This is a genomic window from Proteiniborus sp. MB09-C3 (assembly GCF_030263895.1).
Lineage (GTDB): Bacteria > Bacillota > Clostridia > Tissierellales > Proteiniboraceae > Proteiniborus.
Map to the genome: position 1 here is coordinate 3816888 of NZ_CP127161.1, position 22707 is coordinate 3839594.

13 protein-coding genes are annotated in these 22707 nt (G+C 34.6%); 6 read left to right on the forward strand and 7 right to left on the reverse strand.

What is annotated here, in order from left to right:
• Positions 1-38 precede the first annotated feature (38 nt).
• Positions 39-5207 carry a CehA/McbA family metallohydrolase gene (locus QO263_RS18645; RefSeq protein WP_285624804.1) on the reverse strand — a complete coding sequence of 1723 codons (5169 nt, stop codon included), beginning with the start codon at positions 5205-5207 and terminating at the stop codon, positions 39-41.
• A 284-nt stretch (positions 5208-5491) separates the two neighbouring features.
• Here QO263_RS18645 and QO263_RS18650 point away from each other — a divergent pair, with 284 nt between their 5' ends.
• From QO263_RS18650 to QO263_RS18665, 4 genes are all read left to right on the forward strand, one after another.
• Positions 5492-6634: a YibE/F family protein gene (locus QO263_RS18650; RefSeq protein ID WP_285624808.1), complete on the forward strand. Its 1143-nt coding sequence runs from the start codon at positions 5492-5494 to the stop codon at positions 6632-6634.
• 172 nt (positions 6635-6806) lie between these two features.
• Positions 6807-7568: a MerR family transcriptional regulator gene (locus tag QO263_RS18655; protein ID WP_285624810.1), complete on the forward strand. Its 762-nt coding sequence runs from the start codon at positions 6807-6809 to the stop codon at positions 7566-7568.
• Positions 7569-7631: 63 nt separating this feature from the next.
• The gene (locus QO263_RS18660) at positions 7632-8363 is read left to right on the forward strand and encodes an ABC transporter ATP-binding protein (RefSeq protein ID WP_285624812.1); all 732 of its coding nucleotides are present in this window, start codon (positions 7632-7634) and stop codon (positions 8361-8363) included.
• Positions 8350-9093 carry an ABC transporter permease gene (locus QO263_RS18665; protein ID WP_285624814.1) on the forward strand — a complete coding sequence of 248 codons (744 nt, stop codon included), beginning with the start codon at positions 8350-8352 and terminating at the stop codon, positions 9091-9093. The genes QO263_RS18660 and QO263_RS18665 overlap by 14 nt, the downstream gene beginning before the upstream one ends.
• A 200-nt stretch (positions 9094-9293) precedes the next feature.
• Here the strand turns inward: QO263_RS18665 and QO263_RS18670 are convergent, their stop codons facing one another.
• The 3 genes from QO263_RS18670 to QO263_RS18680 form a co-directional block, all read right to left on the reverse strand.
• Positions 9294-12434 carry an AAA family ATPase gene (locus QO263_RS18670; RefSeq protein ID WP_285624817.1) on the reverse strand — a complete coding sequence of 1047 codons (3141 nt, stop codon included), beginning with the start codon at positions 12432-12434 and terminating at the stop codon, positions 9294-9296.
• 1 nt (position 12435) lies between these two features.
• Positions 12436-13602, reverse strand: coding sequence for an exonuclease SbcCD subunit D (locus QO263_RS18675; protein ID WP_285624820.1), 1167 nt, complete (start codon positions 13600-13602; stop codon positions 12436-12438).
• Between the two features lie 169 nt (positions 13603-13771).
• Positions 13772-16306: an aminotransferase class III-fold pyridoxal phosphate-dependent enzyme gene (locus QO263_RS18680; RefSeq protein WP_285624823.1), complete on the reverse strand. Its 2535-nt coding sequence runs from the start codon at positions 16304-16306 to the stop codon at positions 13772-13774.
• A gap of 201 nt (positions 16307-16507) precedes the next feature.
• Here QO263_RS18680 and QO263_RS18685 point away from each other — a divergent pair, with 201 nt between their 5' ends.
• On the forward strand, positions 16508-18181 hold the full coding sequence (locus tag QO263_RS18685; RefSeq protein ID WP_285624826.1) for an MASE3 domain-containing protein: 1674 nt from the start codon (positions 16508-16510) through the stop codon (positions 18179-18181).
• A gap of 2 nt (positions 18182-18183) precedes the next feature.
• On the opposite strand, the gene QO263_RS18690 is transcribed toward QO263_RS18685, so the two are convergent.
• Positions 18184-19047 carry a DUF4438 domain-containing protein gene (locus tag QO263_RS18690; RefSeq protein ID WP_285624828.1) on the reverse strand — a complete coding sequence of 288 codons (864 nt, stop codon included), beginning with the start codon at positions 19045-19047 and terminating at the stop codon, positions 18184-18186.
• A gap of 152 nt (positions 19048-19199) precedes the next feature.
• Between QO263_RS18690 and QO263_RS18695 the strand changes: the two genes are divergently transcribed.
• Complete coding sequence (locus QO263_RS18695; RefSeq protein ID WP_285629358.1) at positions 19200-19334, forward strand: hypothetical protein; 135 nt, start codon at positions 19200-19202, stop codon at positions 19332-19334.
• 51 nt (positions 19335-19385) lie between these two features.
• On the opposite strand, the gene QO263_RS18700 is transcribed toward QO263_RS18695, so the two are convergent.
• Both QO263_RS18700 and nagA read right to left on the reverse strand, forming a co-directional pair.
• On the reverse strand, positions 19386-21272 hold the full coding sequence (locus QO263_RS18700) for a polysaccharide biosynthesis protein (protein ID WP_285624830.1): 1887 nt from the start codon (positions 21270-21272) through the stop codon (positions 19386-19388).
• Positions 21273-21507: 235 nt separating this feature from the next.
• Positions 21508-22695, reverse strand: coding sequence for an N-acetylglucosamine-6-phosphate deacetylase (gene nagA / locus QO263_RS18705; RefSeq protein WP_285624833.1), 1188 nt, complete (start codon positions 22693-22695; stop codon positions 21508-21510).
• Positions 22696-22707 lie beyond the last annotated feature (12 nt).

Here is a 22707-nt window from a genome sequence, read left to right on the forward strand (position 1 = left end):
TTAGTGTTATTAGTGAAAAGGGCAATGCCCTTTTCACTTTACTTTACTGTAAACTCAACAATTCCTACTTCTGATAGAGGAGCTTTGTTAGTAAAGCTATCCCATACATATACCTTGGCAGTATGTTTTCCTTTACTTACACCATTTACATGGAAGCCCATAGATAGAGTCTTTAATCCTCCAACATTAAGCTCGACACCATTCATAAATCCTATAGCATATGTTCTGTCTTCAGAGTCAACTAGTTTGAAAATAACTGTTCCGCTCTTTGACTCCTCTGATTTATTGGTGATAACCGTATTTACCATTACCATATTACCTAGCTCAAACTCTGTTCCTAGATTTCCGTTAACATCTGATGTCTTAACTATTTCAATGCCTATTGGGTAGCTGGTTTCTTCTATTCTTACTATTTCTGTTGTGTTTCTTACCCTAAGTCTAGCCCCTACAGAATCAGTTGAGGCTAGACCTATAGCACTTACAGTATCTCCTACCCTTATAGCTGGGTCCCATATACCTAATTTTTCCCCGTTTTTTGTCCCGTCACCTATATATCCCTCTAGATATACTCTTGCTTCACCTGTACCATCATCTATATATAAGCTATTACCCTCAGCATCTATTCTAGTTACTTTACCTTGTACTCTTACTAACCATCCTTCATTATCTTTTAGCATACTATTTTTTGTACTCATTAGCTTAGGTTCTATTACTTGTATTGCACTATCAAGTACTACTAAATCAGTATTTTCATTCTTAATTTGAAGCTGATAATCTCCCTGATATTGACCAGCAGTGCCTGTGACTCGTACCTTTGCACCTAAGGGCAGCTTTGTTTGAGATACTCCAAATACTGTTATACCTCCTGTTTCATCTTGAACATATATTACTTCGAAGAAAGCATTATTTAATTCATGCTCTTGTGAGTATGCCTCTGACATAGAAGTTATTCTTCCCTCTATAATAAACTTTTCACCAAAATTACCTGGCATTCCATCTCTTACTTCTTTAATGGTCTTTACTTCTGACTCTGGTTTCAGCTCTAGCCAGTCTAATACTTTATCTGCTATTTGAATATTGGAATATCTATTATCTCCTGACATCTCAAAGTCAGAAAAGAATGTAGTGCCAGAAGCTATTATTTTTGCTCCACTTGAAAGCACTTCTGCCGCTAACCCATATACATTTCCTGCTGCTATTTCAATAAATCCTATAGGAGTGTTACCAGCATTTTCATTTTTAGTAGTAGAATGGCCTTTTACTATAAAATCTACATTTTCATCATTACCACCATCTTTTAATAATACTGAACAGCCACTATAGAAGCTATATAAATCTTCCTCATTTAAACCGGAAGTCAATTTGTATTTTGTTGATGTATATGTGTTAAAGTATAGTCTATATTGTTGTCCGCCATTTTGTGTATAGTCCACTACCTGGTCAGAATTAAATATAATATTTGAGCCTATGGCATTTAATAGTTTATTACCTTGGATGGAGTTTTGATAATCGTCTTTTCCATCATTGTAGTTTGCTCTAGAGGTAACTATTAAAGACCCTCCTTTGTCTGTAAATCTTTTTACTGCTTGTATTTCTTCATCACTTAATTTTGATCTCTTTATTTCACCATTATCGCCTCTATCTATTGGCTGTGGAGAAGTAATGATCAATATGTCAATATCATTTAATGCTTCATCAGTTATGGTATCATGATTTTCTACTATAATCATGTTCTTATTCTTTAACATTTCTCTGAAACTTTCTATTTTATTACTATAATCTCCACCACTTACGTAATGGTTCTTATGAGCGTAGTCTATCATTACCTTTGTAGCAGAACCTTTTGGTACAACTTCTATTCTTGTACTAGCTGTGAAGGTCTTATCTGCTCCTTCTATTGTAGCTACTGCATATATATTGTATTCTCCTACATTTTCAGGCTTCCATGTGATTTTAGCTAAAGCTGTTGCTCCTTGTCCAATATTAGTTACTGTACTTGAGCCTATTTTATTTTCTGGATTTATAGAGTCAACATAAAAATCTACTACAGCTTTGTTTAGCATATTTGATTCATTGTTGAATACTGTAGCAGTTATATCTACATTTGAACCTAATTCTAGTAGGGACTGCGAAGCCTCCATATTCGACAATCCAAAAGCGCTTACTTCTCCAACCCAAATAGGTGCTGTTACAGCTATATCCTTGTCTTCTTGAGTAACTCTTACATAATAATAGCTAAATCTAGGATCCAGTTCAAAATCCCAGTCAACTTTATTTGAGCTAAATGTTCTTGAGGCTGATATGGCTCCACCATCTGAAATTAGCTCTACTTTTGCAATATTGTCATTAGCATCTGGATCGAGAATTGATATACTAACGTTTAGCTTATCAGGATCATTTAACTGTGAACCCATGGGCTGATCGTTAACCTTATACATTATTTCTAGATTATTGTCCTCAGTAGAATAAACTCTTAAATCTCTAATTGCATCATATAGACTATCTCTTGTAAGAGCTTCAGCTACTATTACAGTTCTTGCAGTATTGGCAAGTATCCAGTTTCCCTTATGGTTATCTTGATTGTTTGAAGGTGCTAAATGCCATCCCTTATCTAATGCTCTAGTATAATACCCATAGCTTGGGAAATAACCGCTTCCTCTTACAGGGCCTTCTCCATTCCCAACCTCTATTAATTGTACTACCTTATCAACATTAGGTGCGTAAAATCCAAAATCTGCAAAATCTCCAAAGGTTTTACCTGGATGATTCAATTGATTTATTGATTCTGGCCATTGTGCTATTTTATTATAATATGCCTGTAAATTCATAGCAGAATTTGACCTTGAAGCAAACCAAGGAGTATTAAATGTATTTATATGTCCCCATCCACCAGTACTGCCACTCCAAGTCATTTCATAGCCAGGTATACCAACAAATGCTTCTGTAGTAGAGGATAGAGCTGTACTATTTAGCTGTTTCCATTCAGCACTATTGGATTGACTAACATCCGTTATATTTTCATTCATTAAATCTTTTTCATTGTCAAACCAATTTGAGTGGTCTGTTACCGCAAAAAAATCCGCTTTTGCTTCGTCTCTTGCAAATCTAAATGCTTCGTTTACTGTTCCTGTACCGTCTGATAGATTTGTATGGCTGTGTAATTGTCCGAAGTAGAAATTAAAGTTTCTTTTTCCAACATAGAAACCCCATTCTACTATAGATTTCTGTGGTACCGATGCCATGTCTGATACCTCAAGCTTTGCTGTATGATTTCCTATTGAAAGGTCAGTCTTAGGTACATAAGTTATTTTGCTTTCAGTTATGTCTGCTTCCGCTGTTATATCTATGCCATCTAAATAAAGTTTTATTGAACTTACATCTATTCCCGATGTATCGCTATATTCTGCACTTATTTCTGGTCTTAAATTGTCATCTGTAGATGTTCCATTTACAGGTGTTAAATTAATGATAACTGGTGGTACTATGTCTTCATCTGATATTTTTACTTCATATGGTATATTTTTATCTTCTGGTGCTGTTACTGTATTTGTTCCATCAGATGCTTCTATATAGTATTGAAGCTCTCCTAGTACAAGCTGCGATTTAGGGATCTTGACTGAATAATTTTCTCCATCTTTAAGCATTGCAAGATGCTCATATTCATCTTGTCCTTTTATTCTATAATAAAGAGTAACTAACTCAACTTTCCTGTTATCTGTAACTTTCGCAGTTATCTCTAGGTCAATTTCTATATTTCCCTTCGTTACAGGTGTGTGTGCTATAACAGGATTTTCAGTATCTGGCCCTAATATTTTCTGAATATCATCTGCTTTCCTTACCCTAAGTTGATAGCCTGGTGTAGTATTTGGATCTTTAGTGAATCTTGATAGTATTGCTATTAATTCTACTTCATCACCCTCTGATAATTCTGTAGAAGGTATTCTAAAAATATTTATACTTCCAGTTGAATCTGTTAATACTGTATCCCCACCTGTGTTAATTGTACCAATAGTTGCCTTTTCAATTTCTATAAGCTGTGATTCATATGTGTCATTATTTGCTTGTTCTATTGTAATTTTTTTGGGGACTGGAAGTGTGTTATTTTTAGATTCAATTCTAATTGCAGCTGGATTAGGAGTTATTGTAATCAATTCATTAAATGCATTCAAATTACCTGTTACTTGTATAAAATCTCCTTCCTCTACTTCAGGAGCGCCTGTGATTTTATAATAATCTATCACTATTCCAGCTGTATCGTCTTGAATATATTTCTTATCTCCATCCACCCATGTTACTACTCCTCTAACCGTTGCTTCTTGACCTTTAGGTAGGTTTCTAGCTTCTGCTATTGTAATGACTGTAGCTGGTGCTTTTATAGTATAAGAAAATTCTGTTATGTCACTATCTTCTAGCCCTTCCTTAGTTGCATATGTTTTTATTGTCAACGGCTCATCTACCTGTATAGGTTCAGCATATTCCTCAAATACTACATCTTCATTTGAAAATGATTCCTTGTATACTGCATAGAATACTGTTGCGTCTATTGTTGAGGTAGATAAAATGACTTTAGTACCTGCCTCCACTTCTCCCGATGAAGGATTTGCAGTTACTGGCAAAACCTTCGGGTCTCCTCCAGACCCTCCATCGTCATAGTTAGTCCATGTTATGTTGTCAATAGTAATTTGAGCATTTGCACTTCCACCAGATAGATGCCTAATTTCAAGAATAAATTTACCTTCAATATTAATACTGTCAACAGAAAAATTCTGGACTTCACTATTGTTTTCTAATGTGTAGGACTCTATAAGTTCATCATTTATAAAAAGTCCAACTTCTCTTACTGTACCAGTTGTGAAAGCCTTCTTTAAGTCAACAGAAAAATTCTTTATTCCTCCATTGATCTCTGCAAATATTTTGGAATTGCCTCCAGATCTTCTAAGCATAAGGCCTTTTCCATCTATAGAGTAGTCGTTTCCTTGGTCTATTAGACCCCCTCTAGCATGTATATAGCTCCATTCAATACCATTTACACCGATGAATTTCCCATCTACATAGCTACTTCCTGTCAGTTCTAAATTATCAAACGTCTCTACGAAGGTCTGTGTATCAGCCTTTACTAATGCAGTTGGCACAAAACTAAACACGCTTGTAAAAGTTAAAACAAACACAAAAAATAAACTTAAGCTTTTTGAAACTTTCTTATTCAAAACTCTATTCCCCCTTTTGTAATTATTTACTTTATTATGAGCGAATAAAACTTTCCCCCTTTCTTGCTTATTTTCAAGACTCTTTTAGCTTTGATATTGCAATCCCCTGTAATACCCAATTTGCAATATTTCATTACAGCATATAGTCGTACATATTTTATAGCTGGACTTTAATAATTCTACATTTATTCAAAAAATCCTTCTTATGTAAAATTTGTTATTAAAATTGATTTTATCTATATAATAGAATATAATCTAGTTAAATACTTTTCTAAGGAGGACCTATGAGAACAAAGATTTTAAAATACTTTCCAATCATAGTAGTAGGTATAATTATTATTTTAATATTTACTTCACCTTTAACTTCAAAAAAGGAACATCATTTTGATTTTGAAAAGGCTGAAGTAATATCTATAAATGAAGAAAACTTAGAAGAAGATGCGGTAATCCCAGACCTTATGCTTGGATATCAGCAGATAAAAATAAAAATATTGACAGGTAAATATATAGGGGAAGAATTTAATATAAAAAACCCTATGAGCAGGACCTATAATGTACATACAAAAATAGGAAGTAAAATAATAGTAAGTATTGAAGAACAAGGGGAACAAGTAAAAAGTATATCAGTTTTTAATTATAAAAAAGAATATGTTTCATATATCTTAGTTGCCCTTTTCTTTTTAGTACTTTTAATATTTGGCGGCATGAAAGGATTAAAGTCATTCATATCATTAGTATTCACAGGAGTACTTATAATATTTTTCATGATACCTCTCTTCTTTAAAGGCTATAGCCCAATATTGCTGACTATAATAACCGTAGCTATAACTACAATTGTAACTATAGTGATGGTAGATGGGTTAAATAAAAAAACTATATCTGCAATAGCCGGGACTATCTTGGGAGTTATCATAGCAGGCATTATATCATATATAGGCAGTAATATGGCTCACTTATCAGGTTTAACAACTAACGAAGCTGAAGAGCTTATGTATGTAGCTGGTATTAAGGATTTGAAAGTTAGAGGACTGATGTTTTCTGCTATATTGATAGCAGCCCTTGGTGCCATAATGGATGTTGCCATGTCAATAGCCTCTTCCACTTTTGAAATACATAAAACGAATCCTAATATTTCATTTAAAAATCTTATGGCATCAGGATTAAATATAGGAAAGGATGTCATGGGAACCATGTCCAATACTTTAATCCTAGCGTTTATTGGAAGCTCATTAAATATAATAATACTTTTAATGGCTTATGAAATGCCTTATACTCAGCTAATGAACCTTGATTTAATAGTTACAGAGGTAGTTCAAAGCATATCAGGAAGCATAGGGATTATTCTTACCGTCCCAATAACTGCTCTAATATCTACTTATTTAGCCCTTAAAGCAAATATCAAAAGAAGTTCTAAGATAGGTGTATAAATTGTAAAAAAACAGACTACAGTTTTCCTTCATAAAACAGTATAAGAACAAAATACATATGAACACTCTTGTGCTTTTTGTTCTCATGAGTTACAATTAAAACCCTCCACTATAACACCAGACTTTTATACGATGATATTATGGTGGAATAGAATGGTGGTGATACAATAAAATGAATACCTACAAGACATCAGAAATTGCACATAGTATTGGAATTCATCCTAACACAGTACGACTTTATGAGGAGCTTGAGCTTATTCCTAAGCCAGAACGAAAGGCAAATGGTTATCGTATTTTTACAGATTTCCATATGGAGCAAATTAAGTTTGCAAGAACTGCGTTAAAGGTTGAGGTTCTGCAAAATGGCTTGAGAAAGCAAGCCATTACTATCATTAAAACCTCGGCTTCTGGAAGTTTTAGCAAGGCGATACTCCTGACTGAACATTATTTGCATCAAATAAAAAACGAGCAAAAAAACGCCGAAGAAGCCATAGAAATTACCAAAGATCTATTATCAGGCAATGATCAAGGAATAGGCACAGCTTTTTTTACCAGAAAAGAAGCGGCTAATTTTCTGCAAATATCAATGGATGCTTTAAGAAATTGGGAAATGAACGGCCTGCTAACTGTAAAGCGAAAACAAAATGGGTATCGAGTTTATACCAATGAAGATATTCTACGGCTAAAAATCATACGTTCCTTGCGCTGTGCTAATTACTCTCTTTCAGCAATTTTACGAATGCTGAATACTTTATCCAACAACCCCGAGGCAGATATACGGCAAGTCATTGATACTCCAAAAGAAAACGACGATATTATTTCTGTATGTGATAAGCTCCTCACATCTTTACATTATGCTGAACAAAATGCGGAGATTATGCTCACACATCTTGAGAAGATGAAAAAACAATTTGCAACAAACCCTACATTTTGACACCAGACTTTGTTCTGGTGTTATTATTTTTATGCAAAGAAAAAAATAGGAGGATTTAATCGCATGGAAATAACCATTAAAGTAGAAAAACTATGTAAGTCTTATGCCCATGTTAAAGCGATAGAGAATATTAATATCTCAGTTTGTCGCGGAGAAGTATTTGGTTTGCTAGGCACAAACGGTGCGGGCAAAAGCACCACAATTGAATGTATTTTAGGAACAAAAAAACAAGATAGCGGAACTGTATCTATTTTAGGTATGAATCCGCAAAAAGATCGAAAAAGACTTTTTGAAAAAGTTGGTGTTCAATTCCAAGAAGCCAACTATCAGGACCAAATAAGAGTGTCTGAACTTTGTGAAGTTACTGCTTCGCTTTATAAAAACTCTTTGGATTACGGTACTATTCTAAAGCAATTTGGGCTTTCGGACAAGTTTAAAAGCCAAGTCAGTGAGCTTTCGGGAGGTCAAAAACAACGACTCTTTATCGTACTGGCGCTAATTCCAAATCCTGAAGTTATGTTTTTAGACGAGCTAACAACCGGATTGGATGCTAAGGCACGGCGGAATGTATGGAAAAGCCTCTCTGAGCTAAAAGCAAAAGGGATTACGGTTCTATTAACCTCACATTTTATGGACGAGGTGGAAGCCCTTTGCGACAAAGTCATGATTCTGAAAAACGGGAAAAGTATTTTCTACGGGACAGTACAAGAAGCAATTGAAGCAAGTCCTTATGAAAAATTTGAAGATGCATATCTTTGGTACACAGACAAGGAGGAAGAAAATGCGAACATTTAAAACATTATTAAAAACAGAAGGCAGGCTGTCCCTTCGTGGAATGGACATGTTTATTTTCGCCATCTGCATGCCTGTCGTTGTCGTTATTATCTTAGGCGTAATTTTTGGAGATAAGCCTGCTTTTGAAGGTGCGGAGTATACCTTTCTGGAACAGTCCTTTGGAGCAATATCTACTATTGCCATCTGTGCTGGAGGTGTGATGGGACTTCCTTTAGTCGTATCCAGTTACCGAAGCAGAAAGATATTAAAGCGGTTCAAGGTAACACCTACCAGTCCTGCCCTTATCTTGACGGTACAGGTTATCATTTACTCACTTTATTCTATTGCTTCGCTTATTCTTGTTTATACAACAGAGACGATTTTTTTCGGCTATCAGCTACACGGCTCGTGGCTTCAATTCTTAGGAGCATACCTGCTGGTTATGCTATCTACATTCAGCATTGGGCTGTTAGTAGGAGGAATAGCACCAAATATGAAAATAGCAAGTGCTATAGCAAGTTTGTTATATTTTCCGATGCTTATTTTTTCAGGTGCTACTCTGCCTTATGAAGTTATGCCCATTGCACTTCAGAAAGTGGCTGACATACTGCCATTGACACAAGGGATTAAGCTTCTGAAAACTGCTTCGCTTGGCTTGCCAATGGATAGTGCTTTCATTCCCATTGTCGTTATGATTGCAATTGCGGTGATATGTATAGGCATTTCTCTTCGGTTTTTCAAATGGGAATAACAGATTATTATGAATCGCCAAGTAGAAGTATGGTCTTCCAGTAGCAATAATGCAATTGAAGGACGAAAAATGGCGTAGATTTACACTACGCCATTCTTTCCAAATCAAATTCAATACTGTTTTACAAAAGACTGCATTATGGTAAACTACTGAAAAGCAACAGAAGATAGCTGCTCCTTCTTGGTTCTGATTCTCTATTCTCAATAAACATACCTAACCCTGCTGCCTTCAACACTTGGCTCTATTTCTATTCTTGAGGTTATTCTTTCCTGCAATTCTTTCACATGTGATATTATCCCTACTAGACGTCCTGAGCTTTGAAGTTCTAAAAGGCAGTTAATAGCATCATCTAAGGAAGCTGAGTCTAGAGAGCCGAAGCCTTCGTCTATAAACATGGTATCTAGCTTAATTCCGCCTGCATATGACTGTACCACATCTGCAAGACCTAAGGCTAGGGAAAGTGAAGCTTTGAAGCTTTCTCCACCTGAAATATTTTTTATAGGCCTGTATTGTCCAGAATTACCGTCCATCACATTTATATCTAATCCTCTGAATGCATTTCCTCTCCCTTCCTCTTTTATCCTGTCCATTTGGAACCTGTTCTTAGTCATTTTTCTAAATCTTAAGTTAGCAGCATCTATAATATCTTCAAAATATGCTGCAAGTACATAGGTTTCAAATGTAACCTTATAATCATTTCTTCCATTTGCTGTACTTGATAATTCACCTACAAGTGAGTATTCCTTTGCTTTTGCAGAGACCTTCTCTTTGATTACCTTTATATTATCAAGTATGACTTTATTTTGATTTAGTCTTGAAAATACCATAGTCCTTTTATCATTTGAAGAATTCTTTTCCTGCTCCTTTAATACTAGCTTATTCTCTAAATCTGATATATCTACAGTCTCCATATCCCTTGCCTCTTTTAATATCTGCTCATATCTATCCTTTACTGATATTAGCTTTTCATTATATTCTTTTATTTGATTATCTATATTTGCTATCTCTTCCTCTGTCAGCTTAGCATTTCTGTACTCTTCTTCGTCTATGAAACCCTGCTTAAAAATTTGTTCTTCAAATTTATCCCTTAAGTCATCGCATTCAGCTTTAGCCTCTATTAAGTTTTTTTCTCTTTCTTGTTTTGTGTTTGTTAATGCAGTGTATCCATCCTTACATTTTTGCTGTTTGTCCTGAGCTTCTTTGATAGCAGCTTCCAAAGAGTCGATTTGTGCTTCTAATTCGGTTATTTTCTTCTTTAATCCATTCTCAGTTCTTACTTCCTCAGGAAGCTCCTTTTCTAGCTCTTGAATTAGATTGCTTTCGCTTTCTACTTTGGCAAATAAATTAGTATAAAATGTGTTTAAATCTTCCTTTTTTCTTTCTGTACTTTCCTTTTTATTTTCTAATTCATTCAGGTCCGATTCTATCTCTTTCCCTTCCTCTATTTCTTCATTTAGCTTAGCTAATTTAGATTTCATTTCATTTATTTGCAGCTGGATTTCCCTTTCTTTTTCTATGGCAAACTGTGATAACTCTTTTCCCTCTAAAGAATCAATGTCTTCATTCAATTCTTCACTAATTTCCTTTTTCTTCTCTGCTATAAGTTGTTTTTTTACATTGCCTTGATTTCCTATTTGACTTACATTATCGCTGCTTGCTTTACATCTTTCGTCTAGCTCATCTAATCTCTGCTCCATAAGCTTTAATTCATCTTCACTGGGCACGCCCTCTATAGGCTTTGCTGGATATGGATGATGAATAGAGCCACAGACTGGACAGGGCTTTTTATTTTCTAACTCCTTGGCTAGTTTTCCAGCATATCCTTCAATAAACTTTCTTCTAGTATCCTCAACATCTATTTTCAGGTCTGTATACTGCTTTTCTAAGAAAAGATGTTTAGATTTTCCATCCTTATATTTCCTTCGTAATTGCTCTAGTTCAGTGATTAGTGGAATAATGCTTTCTATCTTTTTATATATACCTTCTTTTTTCTGTAGCTCTAGCTCTAACTTATTATGATCTTTTTCGCAATTCTTTAAGCTTTCTTTCCTCTCCTTAAGCTCATTAGCTGTATTCTTCATGTGGTCTAGGCTCTTTGTAATGACGTCTAATTCATTCTTAATCTTTTTAAGGGATTTATCTAACTCCTCTTTATCTTTTTTCTTATCCTCATAATTTTTTACTTTTTCAATAAAAGAGCTATAAAGCCCTAAATTCCCTTTTAACTTATCTATTTCCTCACTTCTACTTAGCTGCTTAGTCAATTCATTTTCTGCTAATTCCAGCATTTTCTCTGCCTTAACTAAATTTTCATATGCATCCTGTATCTCTTTTTCCTTTGCCTTTACCTTGACTAGGCTTTTATCATAGCTGTCCTCTAAAATTTTAATAGATAAGGCTTTCTTACCTTTTACCAAGGAAGCCTTCAGCATTTTAATTTCTTCATGTCTACTTTCTAATTGAGCCTTTTCATCTTTTATTTCTCTTTTCCTTTGGAGCTTATCATTTATGTACTTTCCTTCTGTTATTTTCTTCTGAATCTCTTTGGATTCTTCTTCTAGCTTGCTCAGCTTCTTTTCATAGTCTTCGATTTCATTTTTATCAGTTTGAATTTGGCTGATTAGCTCTATCTTAATTTGTTCACTATTTAGATTATCTTTAGCTATGAGAGCTTTCAGATTTTCATTATTCCCAGTACTTATATTTCTAATATTGGTTTTTAAACCTTCCTCTAGCTTTATAATATCTTCACGCAGGCCCTTTGTCATTTTTTCAAGAGCATCCTGAAGCTTTCTATATTCGCTTGTACCAAATATCCTTCTTAGTATTTCTTCCCTTTCTTTGCTTTTCGCTGTTATGAGCTGTCTAAATTCTCCCTGCGGTATCATTATAATCTGCTTAAACTGATCATATTCCAACCCGACCATCTCTACTATCTTATTGTTTACTTCTGAAACACTAGTAAGCACTTCATCATCGCCAATTATATTTAGTTCAGCTGCTGCTGCCTGCTCTGTATATCCATCTCCCCTTACTTTTTTTCTACGCTGAGCAGGGCTTCTCTTTATATAATAGGTTTTTTCCTTTAATTCAAATTCTAGTTCTACATAAGTCAAGATGTCATCATCTGCAATATCGTTTCTTATATAGCCCTGATCCTTGTCAGAGCTGCTGACAAAGCCATATAGTGCATAGCATATTCCATCAAATATAGTAGTCTTTCCTGCTCCTGTAGGTCCTGTTATGAGAAATATATTTTTATCATAAAATCTAGTGAAATCTATGGTTTCAACTTTTGCATAGGAGCCAAAGGCAGACATTGTTAGCTTAATAGGCCTCATTCTATTCACTCCTTCCCGCTTTATTCATTTCATTTATCAGCTTTTCTATAATGCTGGCTCTTTCTGGAGTAAATTCATTGCCTGTCATGCTTTCATAAAAGGCTTTAAATAATTCCAATTTAGTTTTTTGTCTAAATCCTTCTCCTGCTGAAGTTCTGGAATCCTTATTTCGATTAACAGCTTTCCCTCTCTCCATTGACAGGATATTAGAGTAAACCGACCTTAGCTTGCCTATAGGATCCATAAGCTCCCCTTCGTCTGTTAATACTGCATGTATATAATCATCTGTATTAGTTCCTCTATATGTATCTGGTGCCAGCAATTCATCTAGGCTGCCCTCTATGATTCTTAAATCCCTCATTGGTCTTAGTTCCTTAAATCTAATGTTTGCATTTCCAGCACTATCTATATCTATTAGCTTTATACCTTTGCTGTGTTCCGTCTCAGAAAATGAATATTTTAAAGGTGAGCCTGAGTACCTTATTCTTTCATCTCCTGCCTTTTGCTGTCCGTGCAAATGCCCCAATGCAGTATAGTTAAACTGTTTAAAATACTCGTAGCTTACAAAATCCGTCCCGCCAACATATAATATTCTTTCAGATTCACATGTCTCTGGCTCTTCAATGCCTGTAATAAATCCATGAGTTATGGCTATATTTCTTTGGTCAGTATTCATTTCCTGATTAATACCGCTAATTATTGCTTTCATAGCATCATTGTAAGTCCTAATATCTTTATTACCATGTAGTTCTCTTACGTAGGCTGGATCTGCATAGGGTATTACATAAAAATTCACTGGACCGTGATCGTCTTCTATAACTATTTTATTTACTCTTGGCTTTAATCTGCCTTCTATATATAATTTGTTGTTTTTTAAGATGCCGCTAGCAAAGCTTAGCCTGTCTCCGTTGTCATGATTGCCTGCTATGGCTATAATCGGGATATTTAATTCTAATAAAATCCTATTGAAGGCCTTGTCCAACAATTCAACAGCTTCTACTGGTGGTATGGATCTATCGTATATATCTCCAGCTATAACTAAAACATCTGGTCTCTCTTCTTCTATTATCTCGATTATTTTTTTCAATATGTATTCTTGATCCTCTATTAGGCTTGTATTATTTAACTGTTTACCTATGTGCCAGTCCGCTGTATGAAGTATTCTCACCTATTTTCCCCCCATTTTTATTCACACAAAAGGATGATTTTATATCCTTTTGTACCTATAATCTATTACTTTAATATTATCACAATGAGACAGTCAGATACCACTATAAAAGTCTGGCTTTTACTTCCTAAGGTGGCAACAGAACTGTCTCCTATGATTTCCATCTCATTTAAATACTAATCTTAAATCCATGTTTATTCCCTAGTTTTCTTGTTAAAAGAATATTTTCTATAGATATTCCCGAAGCTCCTAGACTTGTGTGCTCATAATGTTTTTCCAATGCTAGCATCATGGTCTCAGCCATACAAGCAAATGCATATCCTTCCTTTAGCCCAACGTTTACACCTAAGGAAGGTCTTCCTGGTATTTCTATGACTCCACCCTCAATTACCAATACATCGGGTCTGAGAAGCTCTACATCTTCGCTTACATTTCTAGGCCTTGACATATCACAAACTATAGCACCTTGCTTTAAGTGCTCCGGTCTAATTATCCTTGCAACTGAACTTGTTGCACTTATGACGATATCAGCCAATAGTAAATCCCTGTGAATATCTGTAGTGATAATTATAGGTGATTCATGCCTATCTAATCTATGTGCAAATTCTGTAAATGATTCTACTGGAGCATCCCAGCTTGGAGGATTGTATTCCTTTATTCTTTCCCATATAACGCTACATTTATGGTAAGTATGTATATGTTCCATAGTGGCTAAATGTTTATATATCTTTCCTGATATTTTATACAATCTTTTTATACTGGACTCTGCATTAGACGGATTGCCTATCAATATCAATTTCGATACCTTTTCTGAAATAAGCAAGGCTGCTCCATAACCAATAGAGCCTGTTGCACCTACGATTGCTGCTATAGAGCTTTCAGCTTTTTTATCTAATCCTTCTAATGCTTTCATCACTGCATCAATGGCTGATACTATTGTGTAGCTATTTCCAGTAGTTATGGAAATGCCTTCATCCTTGACATATAATCCTCCGCCTGAAACAACTGAGGTATATGCCCCTAATCCTACAATCTTTGCTCCTCTGTCCTTAGCCAATTTAATTGCTTTCTTAATCTCCCCTATTGCCTCTCCTTTTGGCAGTGTAGATATTTCCTCTGCTGTTCTAGGTACAACTATGAATTCTCCATAGGCTTTTCCACCGTTTTGAGATGTTATTTTAGTTTCAGATACCACAAAGGGCTCTACCATATCTCCCCACATTCCAGTGAGCTGATTCAATTCATCTTCACTTAATAAGGAAAGTGAGCTATCAAAATCTATATAATTTTTTAATTCCAATGGATGAATTAAAAATCCAAATCTGCCATAATCATTTGTTGGAGGCTCTAATCTAGGTAAGATTGTGTTATTTTCAGCTTCGAACTCTTTGTCAAGAGTTTTGTCTATTAAAAACGATAAAAACTTAGCCGTATTGCCTTTGTTTAGAACATATAGCATATTTTCTATAGCTTCTAATGCTATTTTTATGTCCTTTTCACTGATATTTAAGCTTGGCTCTATACGTATGACCTTGTTTCCATTTAAGGTTGGAGCTACTCTTACCTTCTCTACATTTAGCAAATAACTGGAAATGATAGGAGTTAATAGGTCCTGCTCTGCCATTATACTCAGTAAACTATTAGGAAATGTCTGTCTTTGAATATCAAATTCTATTCCAAGCATTAGTCCTCTTCCTCTAATTGACTTTATTATATTAGGATACTTTTCTTTTAGCAGAATAAGTCTATCTTTGAATAGATTTCCCTTTTCATTTACATCATTTAAAATGCTTTCATCTTCAGTCAATAACTCTAGTACTTTTAAGCCTATTTTACATCCTAATGTATTGTTTGCAAAAGTCGATGAATGATTTAATGCAAATTCTTTATTATATACTTCTTCAGCTGATATGCAGGCACCTATTGGGAATATACCTCCCCCTAGTGCCTTTGATAATAGCAGCACATCTGGCACAACCTCCTCATGCTCTATGGCAAATAGTTTGCCAATACGTCCCAATCCTGTTTGAATTTCATCGACAATTAGCTTTACGCCATATTTTTCACATACTGTTTTTACGGCTTTTAAATATCCTCTCTCAGGCTCTATTATCCCTCCTTCTCCTTGAATAGGTTCAACTATAAAAGCTGCATAATAATCTGGTTTGCTTTGAAGCTCAATGACTAGCTCTTCCAAGCTTCCATATTGGATATGATTAAACCCATCAGCTGGTGCACCAAAAGAACTGTGATATTTTTTATTACCCGTTGCTGAAAGTGCTCCTAATGTCTTACCATGAAAGCTATTTGTAGTTGAAAGTATCCCTAATCTATTTGTAGCAGATCTGCATAGTTTTATTGCCGCTTCTACAGCTTCTGCACCACTATTAGTAAACGTTACATATTTAAGCTCCTTTGGTGTCACTTCAATTAACTTTTCTGCCAAGGCTCCGGCAAAATTTAATGTTGAAGGCTGCATAAAGCTAGGCTCTTTATTAGCATGCACTTCAAGAACTACATCCCATATTTCCTCAGGATTATAGCCAAATGGCAAAGCTCCATAGGCAGCAATTAAATCCAGATACTTATTGCCTTTAGCATCGTATAGATAACTGCCCTCTCCTTTTATATATGTCTTGTCCATTTTTAAATTTTCTAATAATCTCCCTAAGTATGGGTTCATATGTTCTTTAAATAAATTCAAGTCAAGCACCTCTTTTTTAGATTCTATACATTTAGTTATTATTGGAATATTTGATAATATTTATTCATAAAAATATGGAGATATACGCCTAGGATATGGGCCCTAAAAATAAAATTAAAGGATTATTTTAAAGGATTGTGACGATTTATGTAGAAAATATATCATAAACAGAAAAACTGTAGAATCAAGGAGAATCCTTTTATGATATTAGAAAAGAGAAAATTAAATGTTGACCCTAAAGAATATTTGAAGATAATAGCACTTTTTATAGCAAATCTATCATTTTTGAAGATAATAGGAGTTTTCGAAGAGCAGATATATGGAATTATAAATATTCCAGAATTTCTGGCAATGCATATAGTCCTTGAGTTTTTGGGGATACTTATTTTCCTTATGACCTATGTCATCACATATTATACCTTCAACAAAAATAAGAGATTTAGGCTACTAATTTACAGCAGTACATTTTTCATAAGCGGATCTGTAAGCTTCTTTCATACCATGAGCTATAAAGGCATGCCTAGCTTTTTTACAGCAAGCTCTGCACCAAAGGCTACAAATTTTTGGATTATCAGCAGACTTATTATGGCAATAGGACTCTTTGTGGCTGCTATTATACCAGCAAACAAAAAAACTAACTTAAAAAGAGAGTATTTTCAAGCAGGGAGTATTTTTGTCACCATAATAATCTTTTACATAGGTACATTTAAACAGCATTTAATTCCTTCTATGTTCGTTGATGGACAGGGACTGACTCAGCTTAAGATACTATTAGAATACTTTATTATGTCTATCTTATGTATAACTGTATTTATCTACGTAAAGGATTATGTACATACTGGAAATAAAACTTATAAAACATTTTACATAGGCCTGTGTTTCGCAGTTTTTACTGACTGTGCATTTACATTATATAGAAGCGTATATGATACATATAACCTTTTAGGCCACATCTTTAACATAATTTCTGCCTTCTTTATTTTTCGAGCGATTTTTTCTTATAATCTAGATCATCCCTATGATGAGCTTGATAAGGCCAACGAAAGAATCAGCAAATATGCAGATAATCTAGAGGAAACAGTTCAACGTAGAACTGCTGAGATACAAGCTGTTAACAGAAAAATAATGGAGGATTTGGAGTACGCAAAGACAATACAGCAATCCTTACTTCCACCGAAATCATTGAATATTTTTGATACTAAGTTTATTTCAGAATATATTCCATGTGAAAAGTTAAGCGGTGATTTTTATAATATCCATGCTTTAGATGAAGAAAATCTGTCAATGTATATCTCAGATGTTTCAGGCCATGGGGTATCAGCCGCAGTGATAACTGTATTTGCAGATAGAATAATGAAGCCTACAGGCTTATTTAACCCTAAAGAAAATATTATATCTCCCTCACAAAAATTAGCTAACTTTTATGAGGAATTTAACAAATCTGACTTTCCTGATGAAATGCATATAGTAATGTTTGGAGCTGTATACAATATAAGAACAAAAACGCTGTCATATTGTTCAGGTGGCATGAATGTTCTGCCAATCTTAGTCAGAAAAAACGGAGAATCGGAGTTTTTAGATAAGAGCATTGGATTTCCTATATGTAAATTTGGTGAATTCTATAACCCTGAATATAAAAATGGATGTATCCATTTAGATAGCGGAGATAGAATTATATTTTATACTGATGGATTAGCAGAGTTTTTTAAAAATAATTCATTGCTTAAAAAAGAAACTATCATTGGCATTATGAAGGAAAATAGAAATAATGACATAAAACTATTAAATGAAAAGATACTCCTAGTAATTAAAGAAAATACTAGGAGAGGCTATATACATGATGACGATATTACATATTTTATTTTAGAGGTATGATTTTAAACACCTAAATAGTATGCTATATTTGCATCTTCTGTCTTTATGCCTTTTATTTTCGCAGTCTTTGAACTCAAGATAACAGTAATTCCAGGGCCATGACCAGATTTTATACAATCGCTGTGTACAACTACCCCAATTGATACAGAGCCTTTTAGGTATTGACGTCCATTTGTGTTGTCACAGTCTCTCAACAATACTAAATCTCCAAATCTAAGCTTATATATTTCAAACTCCTTATTTGCTTCTTCATCTCCTGTCATTATGTCGTAGTCTCCTAAAAAAGCTGTGGAACTGCCTACTCCTGAGCCCATTAAATATGCAGGAATTTCTGTAACTACTGGCACCTCTAATATTCCGTCTGCATTTTGTTTTATACCTAATTTTTCAAATAGGTTCGGATCTATATTCATACATTTAACATCATCAAAGCCTTCTATCTTTAGCCCTTGTCCATGAGCTTTAACTAGAATCATATCTCCTATAGCCATTTTCTCCATGTCTTCTTCACTGAAGTATATTAGTACATGGTCTATTCCGCCATGCATACCAGTTACATAGCCTTTGGCACCTTTAGCATCTCCCGAAACAACTCTGGCCTCATTGCCTATGCATGATAAAAGCATAAGAGCATTGTTTTCATTAGCATTGTCATTTTTAATGCTAACTCCTGGCTCTATATGGTCTCCTACTAAATCCATACATGAATCCCCTATTTTAAAATTGTATGTAATCCCTCCAGTAGCTGGAAGTATTTCAGCTATACCGTCTCTATTTATTCTATAAGGATTTAGTGAAACTATAGGGCTATGGATTTCGCCTTGAACAGATTGCATTACTATCTTTTCCCTATTTGTCTTTAACATAATGTTGCCTCCCTCTATAAAAATATCTCCTGCTCCTATTTTATCAAAAGATACTGAAGTTCTCAAGAAGCTAAGCAACTTGCCATTATCCTTTGAATAAACTTATTTTTAATTGCCTATAATAACAATAAACTGTATGAGGAGGAATGATTGTGGAAAAGAAAAACAATCTTGATCAAGTGGCTTTAGGTAATGTAAATGATAATGAATTAAATCAAATACAACAACTAGAAAAGCAGTTAGGCGAGAAATATTATCTAATAGCCTTCGAAAAGGCTGGTAAATAGGTACTTATAACAAAAAACTGAAGAGAGTATTCCCTTGAATACTCTCTTTGTCTATCTACTTGCAGAGACCTCCACATACGCTCCATTAGAACTTACATTAGTATCTCCTGTATTATTTTTATTATATGTAGGTACTATTTGCTGAACGTAATCTCTGAGAGCTGAGCCATCGCAGCTATCTATTATTTCTTTCAGAGTATCTATAGACTTTAACATCAGCTTATAGTCAGCAAATATTGGTTTTCCAATAAATATTTTTTCATGAGCAGTTGACTGTATACCTTCTTCATCAAGCAATAATTCTTCAAAAAGCTTTTCGCCCTGCCTGAGTCCAGTAAATACTATAGGGATATCTGCATCAGGTTCAAAACCAGAAAGTTTTATTAAATCCCTTGCTAAATCTATAATTTTCACTGGTTCTCCCATATCAAGAACGAATATCTCCCCACCCTTTGCCATTGCTCCAGCTTGTATAACTAACTGGGCTGCTTCGGGTATAGTCATAAAGTATCTAATAATTTCTGGATGAGTTACTGTAACAGGCCCGCCCTCCATTATCTGCTTTTTAAATAGAGGAATAACACTCCCATTGCTTCCTAGTACATTTCCGAATCTGACAGCTACAAACTCAGTTTCGCTTTTCTTATCTATGGACTGTATTATCATCTCACAAATTCTCTTAGAGGCTCCCATAATATTAGTTGGATTTACGGCCTTGTCTGTAGATATCATGACAAATCGCTTTACTCCATATGTATCTGCTGCTTGTGCTAAGTTAAGAGTACCGAAAACATTATTCTTGATAGCTTCTTTAGGATTATCTTCCATTAAAGGTACATGTTTATGTGCTGCAGCATGAAATATAACATCCGGCCTTATGTCTTTCATAATTTCATCAATACGCTTCTTGTCACGTATAGAAGCAATAAAAACTCTGAGATTCAAATCCTCATATTTTCTTTTTAACTCATTCTGTAAATCATAAGCATTGTTTTCATATATATCGAGAATACAGAGTTCATTGGGATTAAATTTTGCAATCTGCCTGCAAAGCTCTGAGCCAATAGAGCCTCCGCCACCAGTGACTAGAACTCTTTTTCCTTTTAAGTACCCGCTTATCTCATCAATGTCGAGATTGATCTCATCTCTTCCCAAAAGATCCTCTATCTGCACTTCCCTAATCTCTTTTATACTGACCTTGCCATCTATAAGCTCGTACATTCCAGGCAATATTTTTAGTTTACATTTTGTTTTTTTGCATTCATTTACAATACTTCTTATCTCACTTTTACTAGCAGAAGGTATAGCAATTATTATTTCATCAATGTTCATTTTATCTGCTATGGTAGCTATATCCACTCTTCTCCCCATAACAGGAACCCCATTTATTCTTTGGCCCTCTTTAAGAAAATCATCATCTATTATTGCCACAGGCCTGCTGTTAAGCTGAGTATGGTTTTTAAGCTCCCTAATGACCATTGCTCCTGCATCTCCAGCTCCTATTATCATAATATGCTTATAACCATTTCCATTGCTAAGTATGCCTCCATTAACTCTCCTTAGTGCCCTATAGCTGAATCTGACTCCACCTATTAATAGCATATCCAGCATAATAGTAATAGCGTAAACCCCTCTAGGCAAATGGGTCTGTAGTGCAAATAGATAGCTAATTACTCCAGCATTGGCTACTATAGAGGCTACCACTACATTTAATAGCTCGTCTATACTAGCATACCGCCATAGGCTTTTGTAAAGCTTGAAATAATGAAATACTATTATCTTTAATAATGTGATAATAAGTGCATTGTTTATGTACACCTTAAGGTAATTAGCCTCAATATTTCCGTCAAATCTTAGATATAGTGCTATGTAATAAGAAAGGTTAATTAAAAAAGCATCTAAAAGGATTAGGAAAATAACTCTAGCTTTTTTTTGCATAGTAAAGACTCCTTCTAAAAAAATATATACTTTATTAACATGCTATGATTATTTTACCAAAATATTAACTATTATGCTAGTGATAAGAAGAAAAGTTATATACAATACCTCCAATAGTCATAGCTTTACTCATGAATCTCTTATATCCTTAAGACCAGTTATATTAAAGGGACAAAGCATTTCAGCTTTGTCCCTGCTCGACCATATATTCAAAATAATTTAAATGTCTAGCTTCTTAGTTCCACTGCTTTATTCCTTTGACATACACATCTTTTAGATTCCACAAGCCATCTATAATGAGTAAATCGGCATCCTTGCCTTCCTCTATTGAGCCTTTTTTATCATAGACTCCAATATATTTTGCTGGATTCTCTGATGCCATCTTGACTATATCTCCTATGGATGCATCTATATTTTTAACTACATTCCGAACTGAGCCTAAATATCCTAGCTCCAAATCCTTTACCTTTTCATAATCATATTTATAGATTCTGTCTTCCCTGCCATCATCATAGATCAGCCTTAAATAATCTCCATCAGGTGAAAAGGTACATTGTCTAATATAATGGTGAAATGGTTTCTTCACATGGGCAAGACCTACAGCATCTGATGTTAAAAATACTTTTTCAGGTCCCTTTATCTTATACATTATTTTAAAAGCTTCGGGTTTGACAGTCATACCTGTTTGCTTTGCAAACTCTGCATACATATCATCAAAATACATAGCAGCTCCAGCCACTCCCAGTCTTCTATGATGGAATCCTCTCATGCCACTGAAGGTATGAGTAAATCCGCCTAATCCATAATCCTTTAATGCCTTTATATCTTCAAACTCAGCAGCACTATGGCCTATAGACAACTGTATACCTTCATTATTGGCATATTTAATAAACTCCAAGGAGCCTTCTAATTCAGGAGCAATTGTAATTAATTTTATATTTTCTTTTCCACCGCTTTCAAAGAATTGCTCAAGTATTTCTATAGAAGGATTTAAGCAATATTCTTCTTTTTGCATGCCTTTAAATTCTTTGTTTATAAAGGGGCCTTCTAAGTGAAAGCCTAATATATCAGCACCTTTTTCAGGACTATAGTTTCCTATAGCTTTCTTCCCTTCCACAAGCTGCCTATTTATTTTCTCCAGTGAGTCAGTTCCTGTAGTTGGTAAATAAGAAGTCACTCCTTCCTTTACCAGCTCCTTTGACATATTTTCTAAGGACTTTTCAGTACCTTCATGGACAAATGATCCTGTAGCCCATCCATGGATATGAACATCTATAAATCCAGGTACAATTATACTATCTCTATAATCCACAAAATCTTCATTAATATCTTCAAGAATTCCTTTAATTTTTCCATCTTCTATTTTCAAATATCCCTCTCTAAAGCCTTGAGGAGTGTATATTCTTTCAGAATACAAATACATAGTATCCACCTC